Below are 15,648 nucleotides of genomic sequence, written 5' to 3'. Positions count from 1 at the left end.
TTGAGCGCGTTCAGATAGCCGGTGTGCAGGGGGAGAGCATGGTGGCGGTGCCGGTGAGTGCCCGGTGGATGTCCGGGCTGGGGGTCGGGGCGTTCCTGCTGCCGCTGATCCCCGTGGCGGCGGGCTCCGGGCAGGGTGTGCTGTCCGCGTTCGGACTGCTGTGCGTCATGCTGTGCGTCGTGCCGTGTGCCGTTCCACCGTTCTTCCGGCGGCGCGACCACTTCCGGGTCGCCTGCGCGGCCGCCGGGATGACGCTGGCGACGGTGTCGGTGCCGACGGGACTCTTCGGCGCCATGGTCGCGCTGCTCGTCGGCGGCTGGCTGTCCTACCTCACCCTCCTCACCCTCCTGGCCCTCCCGGCCACCGCGATCGCCGGCCTGATCGCCGGGTTCCAGCGGGCCAGGGGCGGCGAGTGCGGCCGCCGCGCGGCCGTGGTCGCCTGGGTGTTCACGGCGGTCACGGTGATCGGCTGGACCTACCTCGCGGTCCGGGCACTGACCTGGGAACGGCCCTTCGCCTCGCGCAGCAGCTAGGGCCCGGCCGTTCGGCGCCCCGCGGGCGCGAGCGTGAGGACACGTCCTAGGATCGCCGGATGATCACCGTTCCGTCCGGCCGCGTCACGCTCTCCGACCGTCGCACCCAGCAGAGTTGGGCCGTCGACGTCGCCTCGTACGAGCTGGCGGCCTGTCCGGTGACCCGCGAACAGTACGAAGGCGCGACCGGTGACCGCCGCCCGGCCCACAGCGTCTCCTGGCTCGACGCCGTCCACTACTGCAACGAACTCTCCCGGCGCGAGGGCCGCACTCCCGCCTACGCGGCGGACGGTGAGGACGTCTCCTGGGACCGCACCGCCGACGGCTACCGGCTGCCCACCGAGGCCGAGTGGGAGCACGCCTGCCGGGCCGGCACCGAAGGCCCGCGCTACGGCCCGCTGGACGAGATCGCCTGGTACCGCGGCAACTCGGACGAGCGCCCGCACGAGGTCGGCGGGCTGCGCCCGAACGCCCACGGGCTGCACGACCTGCTCGGCAACGTCTGGGAGTGGTGCTGGGACCGCTACGACCCCGCGGTGTACGGGGACTACCGCGTCCTGCGCGGCGGCGGCTGGTTCGACGAGCACTGGAGCTGCCGCGCCTCCGTCCGCCGCCGCAGCCACCCGACGCTGCGGATCGACGACGTGGGCTTCCGGCTCGCGCGGTCGCTCTCCGGAGGGAGCGCGGGCGCGGCGGGGGAGGCCGCGGCGCGCTGAACCGCAGGCCCGCGGGGCATCCGCGCGCATTCCCCCGGCGGTATGAGGAACCGTCACCCCGTCCACGCGCGTTGACGCCTGCATGAGTGATGAGAGAGCCGAGGAAGGCGTTTCGCTGCGCCCGGTCGTCGAGGCCGACCTGTCCGCCATCGACGTGTTGCTGAACGAGCCCGAGGCGCTGGGCGAGTTCCAGTGGTACGGCTGGCAGGACCCGCAGCGGTTCCGCCGCCGGTGGGCGGAGAACGGGCTGCTCGGGGACGAGCAGTGGGTGTTCGCGGTCGTCGCCGGGGGCGGGTTCGCCGGCTTCGTCGCCGCCGGCCGCGCCGGGGTGCGGCCGGCCGCCCCGTACTGGACCCTCGGCGTGCAGCTGCTGCCGAAGGCGCGCGGCCGGGGGATCGGCACGCGCGCCCAACGGCTGCTGGTGGACTACCTGTTCGCGCACACGCCGGTGATGCGGCTGGAGGCGGACACGGAGGCGGGCAACCTGGCCGAGCAGCGCGTCCTGGAGAAGCTCGGCTTCACCCGGGAGGGCGTCCAGCGCGCGGTGACCTTCCGCGCCGGGGAGTGGCGCGACGTCGTCCGCTACAGCCTGCTGCGCACCGACCCCCGGGCCTAGACCCGCCCCGGGCGGTGCCCGGCCGGGGCCGCGTCCCCGAACTTCCGGGCGAGGTAGCTGAACCAGGTCTGCTGGAAGGTGGCCGCGAGCTGCGACTCGGGGGCGAACAGGTCGAAGGCGTGGTAGGCGCCGGGGTACAGGTGCATTTCGACCGGGACCCCGTGGGCGCGCAGGCGGGTCGCGTAGTCGAGGTCCTCGTCGCGGAAGCAGTCGAGTTCGCCGACCGCGATGAACGTGGGCGGCAGCGAGCCCAGATCGTCCGCGCGGGAGGGCGCCGAGTACGGGGAGACCTCGTCGGTTCCGGCGCGGTCGCCCAGGATCGTCTGCCAGGCGAGGATGTTGGTGGAGCGGTCCCAGATGCCGATGTCGGTGATCTCGTGGCTCGACGCGGTCAGGTTGCGGTCGTCGAGCATCGGGTACGTCAGCGACTGGAACAGCGGTGCCGCGCCGCCGCGGTCCCGGACCAGCAGCGCGGTGGCCGCCGCGATGCCGCCGCCTCCGCTCTGGCCCGCGATGCCGATGCGGGCTCCGTCCAGGCCCAGGACGCCGGCTTCGCGGCCGAGCCACCGGTAGGCGGCGAAGCCGTCCTCGGCGGCGCCGGGGGAGGGGGTTTCCGGGGCGAGCCGGTAGTCGACCGCGGCGACGGCGCACCCGAGCCGGGAGCTCAGCCGCTTGAGCCACGGGTCGTCCTGGGCGGCGAAGCCGAGCACCTGCCCGCCGCCGTGGAACCAGAGCATCACCGGCAGCGGTCCGGGCGCGGCGGTGGGCCGCAGCAGGCGGACGGGTACGTCCGGGCCGTCCGGCCGGCTCACCCGGTGTTCCTCCGTGACGACGGACGGGTCGTCGGGCGTGCCGGCGGCGACCGACTCGGCGAAGGAGCGGAGTGCCTCGCGGGTCGCGGCGATGTCGGTCAGGTCGAAGGCGCCGTTGGGGGTCATCGGGACGCCGTCGAGGGCCTGGCCGAGTTCCCGGTCCATCAGCAGACGGGAGACGGGCATGGGTGGGCCTGCTTTCCATGGGGAGGGCGCCGCGGACCGGCGCCGTTGTCGGTGGGTGAGCGGGGGATTCAGGCCCGGAACTCGTCGATGACGACCACTCCGGTCGGCCCGTAGGTCTCCAGGGACTCCAGGACCCCGCTCGCCTCGTGCAGGCCGACGGTGCGGGTCACGATCCGGCCGGGGTTGAGGCGCCCGGCCTCGATCATGTTGAGCATCGTGCCGAAGCGCTGGCCCTGCATGCCGAACGCGCTCAGGAACTCCAGCTCCTTGACCATCATCACGTCGACCGGCAGCGCGACGTCACCCTTCTCGGCGCCGGTGGTGTGCCCGAGCTGGAGGTGGCGGCCGCGCGTCCGCAGGGACAGGACGGAGTTGCGGCAGGCCTCGGCGATCCCGACGGCGTCGACGGACACGTGGGCGCCGCCCCTGGTGAGGGTCTTCACCGCCTCCGTCGGATCGTCCGTGGCAGCGTTGACGGTGTGGACGGCGCCCAGGGCGCGCGCGGCCGCCAGCTTCTCCTCGTCGATGTCGATCGCGATGACGTTGGCGCCGGTCGCCGCGGCGATCTCCACCGTCGACAGGCCCATGCCGCCGCCGGCTCCGTACACCGCGACCCATTCCCCGCCGCGGACCCGGGCCTGGTCGACGACACCGTGGAAGGCGGTCATGTAGCGGCAGGCCAGGGCGGCGACGTCGACGAAGCCGACGGACTCCGGCATCTCGACCAGGTTGACGTCGGCGAAGCGGACCATGACGTACTCGGCGAAGGCGCCCCAGTAGGACACCCCGGGCACGAGCGAGTCCACGTGGTCGCAGACGTGCTGGTTGCCGCTGCGGCACATCTCGCAGTTCCCCTCGCCGGGGTTCATCGGGAAGATGACGCGGTCGCCCTCCTTCCAGCCCCGCACCTCCCGGCCGACCTCCACGACGGTGCCGGCGAACTCGTGGCCGAGCACGAACGGGGCCTCGACCCGAGGCCCTCCCGTCCAGAAGTCCCCGGCCCACAGGGCCCAGTCGGTGCGGCAGATGCCGTTCGCCCCGACGCGCAGGACGGCGCCGTCCGGCGGGCACACCGGGTCGGGCACCTCGCGGATGACGAGCGGCTGGTGGAGTTCCTCGATGACTGCGGCGCGCATGGGCGCGACCTCCTCGTGTCTGGTGAGCGGTGTGGCGAGCGGTCCGCGGTCGGTGCTGCGGAGCGGCGGACCCTCGCAATGTCCACCGATTCAAGCGGTGGACTTGGAAGCTATGTGCTTGCCGAGCTTCATGTCAACCGCATAAAGTGGTGGACATGAACGACGAGGGTGGCCGACGTGAAGGGCGCCAGCGCGCCAAGACCGACTTCCGGTTCGACGACGCGCGGCTGTGTTTCGCCTTCGCCGGCACGCTGGCCGACCGCGGCGCGGACGTGCACGTCGAACGGCTGGTCCTGCCGGAGGACCTGAGCCGCTGGTGCGTGGAGAGCGGCTGCACCACGGCCGCGCCGGTCTGCACCGAAGCCGACCTGGAGCGCGCCAGGGCGCTGCGCGAGGCGATCCAGCGGACGGGCCGGGCCCTGGCGGACGCGGCGCCGCCCGCCGCCGAGGACATCGCGCTCGTCAACGGCGCCGCGGCCGAGCCCACTTCGGTGCCCGAGCTCTCGGCCGGCGCGGCCTCCGTGCGCTGGCGCGGGGGCGGGGCCGGCGCGGTGCTCTCCATGGTCGCGCGGGACCTGATCGCGCTCTGCGACTCCGAACACCGCGCGCGCGTGCGGATCTGCGGAAACCCCGCCTGCGGCACGCCGTTCGTGGACACCTCCCGGGCGGGCGCCCGGCGCTGGTGCTCGATGAAGACCTGCGGCGCTCTCGTCAAGAAGCGCGCCTACCGGGCCAGGGCGCGGACGACCGCCGACGGCGAGTAGGGCGCGTCGGCTTCGGCGCGGCGGGGCGCCGTGGGCGTGGAGGGGTGCGGGCGTGCAAGGTGGAGGGCACGGGCTGACGCCCGTGCCCTCAGGGGTCGTTCGGCGTCAGGACGGGCAGCGGCTCCCGCGGGCGTCGGCGTCCGAGGAGGCCGGCTCCGGGCCGTCGTCCGGGTTGCGGGTGAGCAGGTAGCGGGCGCCGGGCCCGGCCTCGCCGGCGCGGTCGGCGGCGTTGTAGAGGGCGCAGCGGGAGAGCGAGAGGCAGCCGCAGCCGATGCAGCCGGTGAGCTTGGCCTTCAGCAGCCGGAGTTCGGTGATCTGCTCGTCGATCCGGCTCTGCCAGGACTCGGCGACCCGGTCCCACTCGCTGCCGCTGGGGGCAGGGCGCTCGGGGAGGCGGTCGAGGGCGACCTTCGCCTCGTCCAGGGAGAGGCCGACCCGCTGGGCGGCGCGGATGAAGGCGATCCGGCGCAGTGTGCCGCGGGTGTAGCGGCGCTGGCCGCCGGCGGTGCGGGTGGCCTGGATCAGCCCGAGGCTCTCGTAGTAGCGCAGCGCGGAGGCGGCGAGGCCGCTGCGGTCGCCGAGTTGGCCGATGGTGAGGAGGTCGCCGTGGTGCGGGCCGCCGGTGCGGCGGCCGTCGGGGTGGGCGGTCATGGGAGCCCACTGTAGCCGCTTGACCTCAAGCTGGCTTTAAGTTGCACCATCGTGGTCATGACGACGAACGCGACCGCCAAGACCGCGACCGGCACCCGCTTCGAGGACCTGCCCGCGCTGATGGGGCTGATGACCGGCGCCGAGAAGCACGGCCCCGCCGCGACCTCCACCCTGGACGCGCTCTGGGTGCTGTACGACCGGGTGCTGCGGGTGGCCCCGGACACCGCCGACGCGCAGGACCGCGACCGCTTCCTGCTCTCCAAGGGCCACGGCCCGATGGCCTACTACGCCGTGCTGGCTGCCAAGGGCTTCCTCGACCCGCAGGTGCTGCCGAGCTTCGGCGGCTACGACTCGCCGCTCGGCCACCACCCGGACCGCACGCTGCTCCCCGGCGTGGAGATCGCCTCCGGTTCGCTCGGGCACGGCCTGCCGCTGGCCGTCGGCACCGCGCTCGGGCTTCGGGCGCAGGGCCTGGCCGGCCCGGCGGTCTGGGTGCTGGTCGGCGACGCGGAGTTCGACGAGGGCTCCAACGCCGAGGCGGTGGCCTTCGCCGGGGCCTGCGGACTGGACCGGCTGCACGTGGTGGTGATCGACAACTCCTCGGCCACGCACGGCTGGCAGGGCGGCATCGCCCGGCGGTTCGCGGCCGAGGGATGGTCCGCCGAGACGGTGGACGGGCGCGACCACGAGGCGCTGTACCGGGCGTTCACCGCCGAGCACCCGGGCCGCCCGCACGTGGTGGTCGCCCGGGTCGAGCCCAAGGGCCTCTGAGCGCCTCGATCACTGCCGATCCGCAGACAACGAAAGGGACTTCACCGATGGACACCATGCGCGACCGCTTCGTGGACGTGACCAGCCGACTGCTGGACGAGGACCCCCGGCTGGCCCTGGTGCTCGCCGACATCACCGCGGCGGCCTTCGCCCCGGCCCAGGAGCGCCACCCCGACCGGGTGGTCAACGTCGGGATCCGCGAGCAGCTGCTGATCGGCGCGGCCGGCGGCCTGGCGCTCACCGGGATGCGTCCGATCGCCCACACCTTCGCCAGCTTTCTGATCGAACGCCCCTTCGAGCAGGTCAAGTTGGACCTCGTCCACCAGGGCGTCGGCGCCGTCCTGGTGAGCGCCGCGGGCTCGTACGACTGGCCGGCCGGCGGCCGCACCCACATGTCCCCGGGCGACGTCGCCCTGCTGGACACCCTGCCGGACTGGACGGTCCACGTCCCCGGCCACCCGGACGAGGCCGAGCAACTGCTGCGCCACGCCTACGCGGACGGCGACCGCAACGTGTACGTCCGGCTCTCGGAGCACCGGAACGGAGCCCCGGTGCCGGTCGAGCCGGGCCGTTTCACCACCGTCCGTACGGGCTCGCGCGGCACGGTGCTCGCCGTCGGGCCGATGCTGGACGCGGTGCTCGCGGCCACCGAGGGCCTGGACGTCACGGTGCAGTACGCGGCGACGGTGCGCCCCTTCGACGCCGCCGGACTGCGCGCGGCGCTCGGCGACCGGGCGGACGTGGTGCTGGTCGAGCCGTACCTGGCGGGCACCTCGGCCAACGAGGCGCACGCGGCGCTGGCCGACCGCCCGCACCGGGTGCTGGCGCTGGGCGTGCCGCGCGAGGAGCACCGGCACTACGGCTCGATCCAGGAGCACCTGGCCGCCTACGGCCTGGACGCCCCGTCGCTCCGGGAGCGGATCGGCACCTTCCTCTGGTAGTCGCTCGGGTCGCTACACGGCGACGATCGCCACCGTGTCCGCCGCCAGCCGCACCGCCGCCCCGTCCGGCGCCATCCCCTCCGGCGCCGTCCCCTCCAGTGCCGCCGCACCGAAGGCCGCCACCACCTCGCGCCCGGCGGTCCCCAGTGGCAGCGAGGCCTCGCCGGGGCCGAGGTTGACCGCGACCCGGTACGGCCCCCGGTGCACCACCAGCCAGCCCGCCGCCTCGTCGTACGCCACCCGTACCGCGCCGAGGTCGGGGTCGGACAGCTCCGGCCGTTCGCGCCGAAGCCTGATCAACGTCCGGTACCAGAGCAGCAGTTCGGCGTGCGGTCCGCGCCGCGGCTCGGTCCAGTTGAGGACCGAGCGCAGCAGGGTGGCCGGCTCCTGGGGGTCGGGGACGGCCTCGGCGGCCCAGCCATGCTCGGCGAACTCCCGCCGCCGGCCCCGCCGGACGGCCTCGGCGAGGTCCGGTTCCGTGTGGTCGGTGAAGTACTGCCAGGGGGTCGCGGCGCCCCACTCCTCGCCCATGAACAGCATCGGGGTGAACGGCGAGGTGAGCACCAGCGCGGCGCCGCAGGCGAGCCGGCCGGGGGAGAGGCCGGCGGAGAGGCGGTCCCCGAGTGCCCGGTTGCCGACCTGGTCGTGGGTCTGGAGGTAGCCGAGCAGCCGGTGCCCTTCGCCGAGCGGGGCGAACGGGCGTCCGTGGCGGCGGCCGCGGAAGGAGGACCGGCCGCCGTCGTGGAAGAACCCCCGGGTGAGCGCCTTGGCGACGGCGGCGAGCGGCTCGCGCGCGAAGTCCCGGTAGTAGCCCTGGGATTCGCCGGTGAGCGCGCAGTGCAGGGCGTGGTGGAAGTCGTCGCTCCACTGCGCGGTGAGGCCCTGCCCGCCGGCCTCGCGGGGGGTGGTGGTGGCCGGGTCATTGCGGTCGGACTCGGCGACGAGGAACAGCGGCCGGTTGGTGGCGACCGCCAACTTCGCAACCTCGCGGGAGAGTTCCTCCAGGAAGTGGACCGCCCGGTCGTCCGCGAGGGCGTGCACGGCGTCCAGTCGCAGCCCGTCGATCCGGTAGTCGCGCAGCCAGGCCAGCGCGCTGCCGACCAGGTAGGCGCGCACCTCGTCCGAGCCGGGCGCGTCCAGGTTGACCGCGGATCCCCACGGGGTGTGGTGCCGGTCGGTGAAGTACGGGCCGTACGCGGGAAGGTAGTTGCCCGAAGGGCCGAGGTGGTTGTGCACCACGTCCAGCACCACCCCGAGGCCCTTGCGGTGGGCGGCGTCGACGAAGCGCTTGAGCCCCTCGGGCCCGCCGTAGGGCTCGTGGACGGCCCAGAGCGAGACCCCGTCGTAGCCCCAGCCGTGCCTGCCGGGGAACGGGCAGACCGGCATCAGCTCGACGAAGTCCACGCCCAGCTCGACCAGGTGGTCCAGGCGTCCGGCGGCGGCGTCGAAGGTGCCGGCGGCCGTGAAGGTGCCCACGTGCAGCTCGTACAGCACCGCGCCGGGCAGCGCCCGGCCGCGCCGGCCGGGGTGCGACCAGCGGAACGCGGCGTGGTCCACCGGGCGGCTGGGGCCGTGCGGGCCGTGCGGCTGCCGGGGCGAGCGCGGGTCGGGCAGTGGCGGCCCTTCGTCGAGCCGGAAGGCGTAGTCGCCCGCCGGGGCCTCGCCGGACCACCAGCCCGCCCGGTCCGCGCTGCGGGCCAACTCGTGTGCCGTTCCGTCGACTTCGACCCGCACCCGGGAACCCGCGTTGGGTGCCCACACCTCGTAGACCGGCATCAGCCCCTCCTCGTCAGCAGCGCCACCGGCAGGGCCGCCAGCAGCTCGGCCACCGGCACCGCGCCCGGTGGGAAGCTCCGCCCGGTCAGCTCGTCCGTCCACGGCGTGCCCGCGGGCAGCTCCAGCACGGTGTCGCGCCAGCCGCCCGCCCGCTCCAGCCCGTACGGCAGCCGGGTGACGGCGGTGATCACGTCCTCGCCCCGGGCGAAGGCCAGCAGGTGGTCGGCGGAGAGGCCGACGGCGGCCAGCGGCCGGTACCGGCCGAACGGGCCGGAGCGGCGCAGGTGCAGCGCGGTGGTGGTGAGGTGGAGCTTCTCCCGGGCGAGGTCGCCGGGGCGCGGCGCGGCCGCGTCGGTGAGCCGGACGGCGAGCGCGCCGAAGTCCACCACGCCCCGGTTGTCCGGGTCGACCAGGGTGTACAGCGGCTCCTCGCTGCCCTGGTAGAGGTCGGGCACGCCCGGCACGGTGAGGTGCAGCAGCGCGGCGGCCAGGGTGTTGGCGCGGGCGTACGGGGCGAGGGCGTGCACGGCGCCCTCGATCCTGGGCAGCAGCCCGGGGTGGCCGTGGACCGAGCGGGCCCGCTGCTCCAGGGCCCGCTCGTAGCGGGCGTCGGGGGTGGTCCAGGAGGTGTGCAGCTTGGCCTCGCGGGCGGCCTTGAGCAGGGCGGTGACCAGCCGGTCCGGCGTGACCGGCCAGGCGGCGACCAGGGTGTGCCAGAGCAGCCAGTCGGCGTCCCGGTCGAAACCGGGCCCGGCCGCGGTGGACCAGGCGGCGGCCTCGGCGGCCCAGGCGTCCGGCCGCTCGGCGAGCACGGAGAGGCGGGCCCTGGCGTCCGCGCTGCGCTTGGTGTCGTGGGTGGAGAGCACCGTCATGCCGTGCGGCCAGGCGCGCTCCTGCCGGCGGCACCAGTCGTGGAACTCCGCCGGGTGCAGCCCGGGCCTGGCGGGCTCGCCGCCGACCTCGTTGAGGCCCGGCAGCGCGTTCCAGCGGTAGAAGGCGGTGTCCTCGACGCCCTTGGCGGCCACCGCGGCGGCGGTCTGGGCGAAGCGCACGCAGAACTCGTCCTTGTCCGCGCCCCGGCCCAGCTCGCCGAGCGCGAGCGCGGCGACCAGCCGGTCGGTCGGGTCGGCGGAGCAGTCCAGGGCGGCCCGCAGCTGGTCCTCGGAGGCCGGTGGAGGCGGCTCGCCGGGCCGGGCGTACGGCCGGTACGCCGGGTAGCCGGTGAGCAGCCGGCCGAGCGCCGCGCGCAGCTGCGCGGGGGAGTGGTCGGCGTGCGCGGGCTCGGCGGTGCCGATCCGCAGCGCGATCCGCGCCAGCCGCTCGACCTCGGCGGCGAGTTCGCCGTCCGGGCCGGTCATGTCGGCCCGCCCCCGCCGGGCGGCGGCGATCGCGGGGTGCGGGTCCGCGCAGAGGTCCCGGACCGGGCCGCCGTGCCGGAAGGACTCGTACGCCCCCGCCAGCCGGCAGGCGCCCGCGTGGTCGGTGAGCACGCCGTCGATCCGGCGCAGCGCGTCGTAGCCGGTGGTGCCGGCCACCGGCCAGTCCTCGGGCAGCCGCTCCTCGCCGGTGAGGATCTTCTCGACCACGACGTACGCGCCGCCGGTCGCCCCGGCGAGGCGCCGCAGGTAGCCGCGCGGGTCGGCGAGCCCGTCCGGGTGGTCGATCCGGAAGCCGTCCAGGACGCCGTCGGCGTGCAGGGCGAGCAGCACGGCGTGGGTGGCGGCGAACACCTCGGGGTCCTCGGCGCGCAGCGCGATCAGCTCGTTGACGGTGAAGAAGCGCCGGTAGTTGAGCTCGGTGCGGGCCAGCCGCCACCAGGCCGGCCGGTACCACTGGCGGGCGAGCAGCTCCGGCAGCGGAAGCTCCTCGGTGCCGGGGCGCAGCGGCAGCTCGTGCTCGTGGTAGCGCAGCACGCCGGCGTCCACGGTGAACTCGTGGAGCACGGCGCCGAGCCGGTCGCCGAGCAGCGGCAGCAGCACCCGGCCGCGCGCCGGGGCGTCGGCGGGGCCCGGCTGGGCGGTCCAGTCGATGTCGAACCAGCGCGCGTACGGCGAGTCGGGCCCGTCGCGCAGCACCTGCCACAGCGGCCGGTTGAGCCGCTCGGGGGCGGGCACGGCCATGTGGTTGGGCACCACGTCGGCGATCAGCCGCAGTCCGTGGCGCTGCGCGGCGGCGGCCAGCTCGCGCAGGGCCGGCTCGCCGCCGAGCTGCTCGCTGATCCGGGTGTGGTCGACGGTGTCGTAGCCGTGGGTGGAGCCGGGGACGGCCTCCAGCAGCGGGGAGAGGTGCAGGTGGGAGACGCCGAGGGCGGCCAGGTACGGGACGGCGGCGGTGGCGTCGCGGAGGGTGAAGCCGGGCTGGAGCTGGAGGCGGTACGTGGACGAGGGGACGGTGGCGGCCGGGCGGGGCTGCGCGGGCTCGGCGGCGGGGGTCATAGCTCCATAGGTACCCGGGGGAGCCCGGCGCCAAGACCCGCTGCTGATCCGAACAGGTGACCGCCCCGGCCGTCCGGAGCCGCCGCGCCGCTCCGCGCGCGTCCGGCCGCGGGCCGTCCGGGCAGGTCAGGGCCCTGGGGCCGCTCCTAGGGTCCGTCTTCAAACTCGCGCCTGCGGGGCGACGCCGCGGCACGCGCCTCGCCGCGTTGTCGTCGGTCGCCAATGGCCCCCAGCCTGGCGGCCGGGAGGTGCCCCCACCTCCGCCTTGCGATGCACGCACCCCAACGCCGCCCCGCCCGCCCTCCGGGCGGACGACGGGAGTTTGAAGACGGACCCTAGGCGGGCCGTTGCAGCACCATCAGGGAGCGGTCGGTGAGCCACAGGCTGTCGCCGGCCTTGACCCGGGCCCCCGTTCCCGGGGCGGGCAGCCGGGGCTGGGCGGTGTCGACCACGACCTGCCACTCCTGCCCGTGTTCGGCGGGCACGGTGAACTCCAGCGGTTCGAAGTGCGCGTTGAACATCAGCAGGAAGGAGTCGTCGACGATCCGCCCGCCGCGCCGGTCGGGTTCGGAGATCGCGTAGCCGTTGAGGAAGACGGTCAGCGACTTGGCGTAGCTGGTGCCCCAGTTGCGCTTGGTCATCTCCTCCCCGGCGGGGGTGAACCAGGCGATGTCGGTCAGGTCGTCGAACCCGCCGGAGGCGGGCAGACCTTGACCGGGTGCCGTCGGGCCGGGCGCCGTCGAGCCCTTCGCCGCCGGCCCCGGCGCCGTCGAGCCGGGCGCGCCCGGCCGCGGACGCCCGGACACCGGCCGGCCGTGGAAGAACCGCCGCCGCCGGAACACCGGGTGGTCGCGGCGCAGCCAGATCATCCCCTGGGTGAACTCCAGCAGTCTGGCCCGTGGCCCGTCCCCCTCGGGCCAGTGCACCCAGGTGAGTTCGTTGTCCTGGCAGTAGGCGTTGTTGTTGCCCAGCTGGGTGCGGCCGAGCTCGTCGCCGTGCGAGAGCATCGGCACGCCCTGGGAGAGCATCAGGGTGGCGATGAAGTTGCGCTGCTGGCGGGCCCGCAGCTCCTCGACGGCCGGGTCGGTGGCCGGGTCGGTGGCCGGGTCGACAGCAGGGTCGGCGGCGGGCCCCTCGACGCCGCAGTTCCAGGAGCGGTTGAAGGATTCGCCGTCCCGGTTGTCCTCGCCGTTGGCCTGGTTGTGCTTCTCGTTGTACGAGACCAGGTCGCGCAGGGTGAAGCCGTCGTGGCAGGTCACGAAGTTGATCGAGGCGATCGGGCGGCGGCCGTCGTCCTGGTAGAGGTCGGCGGAGCCGGTGAGCCGGGAGCCGAACTCGGCGAGGGCCGCGGTCTCGCCGCGCCACAGGTCGCGCACGGTGTCCCGGTACTTGCCGTTCCACTCCGTCCACAGCGGCGGGAAGTTGCCCACCTGGTAGCCGCCCTCGCCGAGGTCCCAGGGCTCGGCGATCAGCTTGGCCTGGGAGACCACCGGGTCCTGCTGGACCAGGTCGAAGAAGGAGGAGAGCCGGTCCACTTCGTGGAACTGCCGGGCCAGGGTGGCGGCGAGGTCGAAGCGGAAGCCGTCCACGTGCATCTCGGTGACCCAGTAGCGCAGCGAGTCCATGATCAGCTGGAGCACGTGCGGGCTGCGCATCAGCAGGCTGTTGCCGGTGCCCGTGGTGTCCTCGTAGAAGCGCTGGTCCTGGGCGAGGCGGTAGTAGGAGACGTTGTCCAGGCCGCGCAGCGACAGTGTCGGGCCCAGGTGGTTGCCCTCGGCGGTGTGGTTGTAGACGACGTCCAGGATCACCTCGATCCCGGCCGCGTGCAGCGCCTTGACCATGGACTTGAACTCCTGCACCTGCTGGCCGCGGTCGCCGGTGGAGGAGTACGAGGAGTGCGGGGCGAAGAAGCCGACGGTGTTGTAGCCCCAGTAGTTGGCCAGGCCGAGGTCCCGCAGCCGGTGGTCGCGGACGAACTGGTGCACCGGCATCAGCTCGATCGCGGTGACGCCGAGTTTGGCCAGGTGCTCGATCACCGCCGGGTGGGCGAGGCCCGCGTAGGTGCCGCGGATCTCCTCGGGGATGCCGGGGTGCAGCCGGGTGAGCCCCTTGACGTGGGCCTCGTAGATGACGGTGCGGTGGTAGTCGGTGCGCGGCGGCCGGTCGGTGCCCCAGTCGAAGTACGGGTTGATCACCACCGAGTGCATGGTGTGCGGGGCGGAGTCCAGGTCGTTGCGGCGCTCGGGGGCGCCGAAGTGGTAGCCGTAGACCGACTCGTCCCAGTCGATGTGCCCGCTCATCGCCTTGGCGTACGGGTCCAGCAGCAGTTTGGCGCTGTTGTGCCGCTGGCCCAGGCCCGGGTTGTACGGGCCGTGCACGCGGAAGCCGTAGCGCTGGCCCGGCTGGATGCCGGGGAGGTAGGCGTGCCGGACGAAGGCGTCCGTCTCGCGTAGTTCGACGGCCGTCTCGGAGCCGTCCGCGGCGATCAGGCACAGCTCGATCCGGTCGGCGCTCTCGGAGAACACCGCGAAGTTGGTGCCGGCCCCGTCGTAGGTGGCGCCGAGCGGGTAGGGCGTACCGGGCCAGACCTGCATGACTCCTCAACTTCCTTGCTGCCGACGGAAACTGACGTGTGATCCGACAACGGGTGCGGGACCGTCCGGGCCGTCCGCCCGACCCCGGACGCTCTCTTCCCGGCCGGACGGCCGGGCATGTGCGGACCCGTGCGCCGTGACGCACGGCACAGCGCATACTCCCCGAGCCCGTCCCCGACGGCCGGGAGATCCGGCCCGGGTTGGGCCGAACGAGCGCCCGCCGGGCAATCGTGTGAAGAACGCGTCGGGGGTGCGGAAGGCCCCCGGCATCCGGCTGCGAGCGGCTCGCGGCGGGCAGTACCCTTGATCGTCCGGCCGCCCGGGGCGGGCCGACCGGGATTCGACGGTCCCCGCGTCTGCGGGGGTCAGCCGCAGCAACCAGATGAGGTGGCGCATGGTGTTCCCCGCCGGCGGCCGTGGCTCCGGGCCCGGCGGCCCCGACCGGGGCGCGGCCCGCAGCGAGGCGCCCACGGTGGTCATGCGCCCCACCCTGACCGGCCGGGCCCTGGTGCCCGCGCAGGGCGGCCCGGTCGAGATACCCGCACTGGCCTGGTCGACAGCCGAGTGGGAGGACGCCTACCAGCGGGTACGGCTGTCCGGCCGCGCCTACGTCTGGCTCAACCTGGTCGAGCAGCGGCTGCGCGCCCTCGTCGACGAGGTGCTGCACCCGATCTACGCCCCCGCCCACGGCGAGGACTGGGTCACCGCCGCCGCCGGTCCGGCGGGCGAGGAGTGGGCGCACCGGGCCGGGGCCGTACGGGAGATCAGCCGCCGCAAGGGCTACCTGCTCGACCCGGCCGACGACGACCCGCTGGTCTTCCTCACCATGCCCCAGCTGCGCGAGCTGATGGTCCAGCACTGGCCCTGCTTCGAGCCGTACCTGGCCGACCGGCGCGAGATCGAACTGGCGCTGGACGAGCTGGAGGTGGCCAGGCACGTGGTCTCCCGCAACCGGGTGCTCACCCAGACCGTGCTGGCCCAGACCGAGCGGGCCGCCGCCCGGCTGCTCGCCGTCCTCGACGGCGGCGCCGGCGGGGTGCCCGCCGACGTGGTCGAGTCCCTGGTGGCCGGCCGGTACGCCGACGTGGTCGCGGTGCACGCCGACCGGGTCCGGCTCCAGCGCGACCTGCCGGTCGAGGACCTGCTGGACGGCGCCAGGCGGCTCGACGCCCTCGGCATCGGCCTCGGCATGCTCTGCCAGAACTACACCGGCAAACGCCTGGTGCGGCTGGCCGGCGAGGGTTGCCGGGTGCGGCTGCTCTTCCTCAACCCGGCGAGCAGCGCGGTGCGCCGCCGCGAACGCGAACTCGGCCTCGGGCGCAGCGAGTTGTCGCGTTCGATCGAGATGAACATCATGCACGTACGGCGGGTCAGGGCCCGGCTGCGGGACCAGGGCGGCTTCGAGATCAGGGTCTTCGACGAGACCCCGCGCTTCACCGCCTACCTGGTCGAGGGTCCCCGCACGGCCGGCCAGGCGGGCGGCCGCCGGCAGGGCCGCGACCTCGGCGTCATCCAGCCCTACCTGCGCCGCGCCCGCGGCATGGAGTCCCCGGCCCTGGTGCTGCGCGGCGGCGCCGGCCAGCAGCCGGGCGGCACCGAGTCCGGACTGCTGGAGGTCTACCGCGAGGAGTTCGAGGGCATCTGGGCCGACTCCAGGCCGGTGTCCTGAGCCGTGCCCACCCCGGGGGCCGCCGGTCGGGGCGGCGGACGAGGCTGC

At 74.4% G+C, this 15,648-nt stretch carries 13 protein-coding genes; 7 read left to right on the top strand and 6 right to left on the bottom strand.

What is annotated here, in order from left to right; all coding sequences use genetic code 11:
* Positions 1–23 precede the first annotated feature (23 nt).
* From ACZ7C5_RS23895 to ACZ7C5_RS23885, 3 genes are all read left to right on the top strand, one after another.
* The gene (locus ACZ7C5_RS23895) at positions 24–533 is read left to right on the top strand and encodes a hypothetical protein (protein WP_470323439.1); all 510 of its coding nucleotides are present in this window, start codon (positions 24–26) and stop codon (positions 531–533) included.
* Positions 534–592: 59 nt separating this feature from the next.
* Entirely contained in the window at positions 593–1,249 is a 657-nt protein-coding gene (locus ACZ7C5_RS23890; RefSeq protein ID WP_401079212.1) for a formylglycine-generating enzyme family protein, read from the top strand.
* An 82-nt stretch (positions 1,250–1,331) separates the two neighbouring features.
* Positions 1,332–1,865: a GNAT family N-acetyltransferase gene (locus tag ACZ7C5_RS23885; protein WP_401079214.1), complete on the top strand. Its 534-nt coding sequence runs from the start codon at positions 1,332–1,334 to the stop codon at positions 1,863–1,865.
* Here the strand turns inward: ACZ7C5_RS23885 and ACZ7C5_RS23880 are convergent.
* Positions 1,862–2,863 carry an alpha/beta hydrolase gene (locus ACZ7C5_RS23880; RefSeq protein ID WP_470323438.1) on the bottom strand — a complete coding sequence of 334 codons (1,002 nt, stop codon included), beginning with the start codon at positions 2,861–2,863 and terminating at the stop codon, positions 1,862–1,864. The genes ACZ7C5_RS23885 and ACZ7C5_RS23880 overlap by 4 nt on opposite strands.
* A gap of 68 nt (positions 2,864–2,931) precedes the next feature.
* Complete coding sequence (locus ACZ7C5_RS23875; RefSeq protein ID WP_470323437.1) at positions 2,932–3,999, bottom strand: alcohol dehydrogenase catalytic domain-containing protein; 1,068 nt, start codon at positions 3,997–3,999, stop codon at positions 2,932–2,934.
* A gap of 155 nt (positions 4,000–4,154) precedes the next feature.
* Here ACZ7C5_RS23875 and ACZ7C5_RS23870 point away from each other — a divergent pair, with 155 nt between their 5' ends.
* Entirely contained in the window at positions 4,155–4,763 is a 609-nt protein-coding gene (locus tag ACZ7C5_RS23870; RefSeq protein ID WP_470323436.1) for a CGNR zinc finger domain-containing protein, read from the top strand.
* A 105-nt stretch (positions 4,764–4,868) separates the two neighbouring features.
* Here ACZ7C5_RS23870 and soxR read toward each other — a convergent pair whose 3' ends face one another.
* Positions 4,869–5,414, bottom strand: a complete 546-nt coding sequence (soxR, locus tag ACZ7C5_RS23865; protein ID WP_470323435.1) for a redox-sensitive transcriptional activator SoxR — start codon at positions 5,412–5,414, stop codon at positions 4,869–4,871.
* A 57-nt stretch (positions 5,415–5,471) separates the two neighbouring features.
* Here soxR and ACZ7C5_RS23860 point away from each other — a divergent pair, with 57 nt between their 5' ends.
* Both ACZ7C5_RS23860 and ACZ7C5_RS23855 read left to right on the top strand, forming a co-directional pair.
* A complete protein-coding gene (locus ACZ7C5_RS23860) occupies positions 5,472–6,185 on the top strand; it encodes a transketolase (protein ID WP_470323434.1) in 714 nt (237 codons plus the stop codon).
* Positions 6,186–6,232: 47 nt separating this feature from the next.
* Positions 6,233–7,126, top strand: a complete 894-nt coding sequence (locus tag ACZ7C5_RS23855; protein ID WP_401079226.1) for a transketolase family protein — start codon at positions 6,233–6,235, stop codon at positions 7,124–7,126.
* A 12-nt stretch (positions 7,127–7,138) separates the two neighbouring features.
* Here the strand turns inward: ACZ7C5_RS23855 and treZ are convergent, their stop codons facing one another.
* From treZ to glgX, 3 genes are all read right to left on the bottom strand, one after another.
* Positions 7,139–8,902: a malto-oligosyltrehalose trehalohydrolase gene (treZ, locus tag ACZ7C5_RS23850; RefSeq protein WP_470323433.1), complete on the bottom strand. Its 1,764-nt coding sequence runs from the start codon at positions 8,900–8,902 to the stop codon at positions 7,139–7,141.
* Positions 8,902–11,337: a malto-oligosyltrehalose synthase gene (gene treY, locus ACZ7C5_RS23845; protein WP_470323432.1), complete on the bottom strand. Its 2,436-nt coding sequence runs from the start codon at positions 11,335–11,337 to the stop codon at positions 8,902–8,904. Before treY ends, treZ begins: the two co-directional genes overlap by 1 nt.
* Positions 11,338–11,672: 335 nt before the next feature.
* Positions 11,673–13,931 carry a glycogen debranching protein GlgX gene (glgX, locus tag ACZ7C5_RS23840; protein ID WP_470323431.1) on the bottom strand — a complete coding sequence of 753 codons (2,259 nt, stop codon included), beginning with the start codon at positions 13,929–13,931 and terminating at the stop codon, positions 11,673–11,675.
* A 394-nt stretch (positions 13,932–14,325) separates the two neighbouring features.
* On the opposite strand from glgX, the gene ACZ7C5_RS23835 reads away from it, so the two are divergent.
* On the top strand, positions 14,326–15,600 hold the full coding sequence (locus ACZ7C5_RS23835; protein WP_223245464.1) for an SAV2148 family HEPN domain-containing protein: 1,275 nt from the start codon (positions 14,326–14,328) through the stop codon (positions 15,598–15,600).
* Positions 15,601–15,648 lie beyond the last annotated feature (48 nt).

Source organism: Kitasatospora sp. NPDC036993, from assembly GCF_055607525.1.
Note: the sequence above shows the minus strand (reverse complement) of the source record. Positions and strands in the feature narration are given on the sequence as shown.

Excerpts from the sequence above, each read along its gene's own strand:
- ACZ7C5_RS23890 (WP_401079212.1), top strand. The coding sequence starts at position 593 with ATGATCACCGTTCCGTCCGGCCGCGTCACGCTCTCCGACCGTCGCACC.
- ACZ7C5_RS23885 (WP_401079214.1), top strand. The coding sequence starts at position 1,332 with ATGAGTGATGAGAGAGCCGAGGAAGGCGTTTCGCTGCGCCCGGTCGTC.
- ACZ7C5_RS23880 (WP_470323438.1), bottom strand. The coding sequence starts at position 2,863 with ATGCCCGTCTCCCGTCTGCTGATGGACCGGGAACTCGGCCAGGCCCTC.
- ACZ7C5_RS23875 (WP_470323437.1), bottom strand. The coding sequence starts at position 3,999 with ATGCGCGCCGCAGTCATCGAGGAACTCCACCAGCCGCTCGTCATCCGC.
- ACZ7C5_RS23870 (WP_470323436.1), top strand. The coding sequence starts at position 4,155 with ATGAACGACGAGGGTGGCCGACGTGAAGGGCGCCAGCGCGCCAAGACC.
- soxR (WP_470323435.1), bottom strand. The coding sequence starts at position 5,414 with ATGACCGCCCACCCCGACGGCCGCCGCACCGGCGGCCCGCACCACGGC.
- ACZ7C5_RS23860 (WP_470323434.1), top strand. The coding sequence starts at position 5,472 with ATGACGACGAACGCGACCGCCAAGACCGCGACCGGCACCCGCTTCGAG.
- ACZ7C5_RS23855 (WP_401079226.1), top strand. The coding sequence starts at position 6,233 with ATGGACACCATGCGCGACCGCTTCGTGGACGTGACCAGCCGACTGCTG.
- treZ (WP_470323433.1), bottom strand. The coding sequence starts at position 8,902 with ATGCCGGTCTACGAGGTGTGGGCACCCAACGCGGGTTCCCGGGTGCGG.
- treY (WP_470323432.1), bottom strand. The coding sequence starts at position 11,337 with ATGACCCCCGCCGCCGAGCCCGCGCAGCCCCGCCCGGCCGCCACCGTC.
- glgX (WP_470323431.1), bottom strand. The coding sequence starts at position 13,931 with ATGCAGGTCTGGCCCGGTACGCCCTACCCGCTCGGCGCCACCTACGAC.
- ACZ7C5_RS23835 (WP_223245464.1), top strand. The coding sequence starts at position 14,326 with ATGGTGTTCCCCGCCGGCGGCCGTGGCTCCGGGCCCGGCGGCCCCGAC.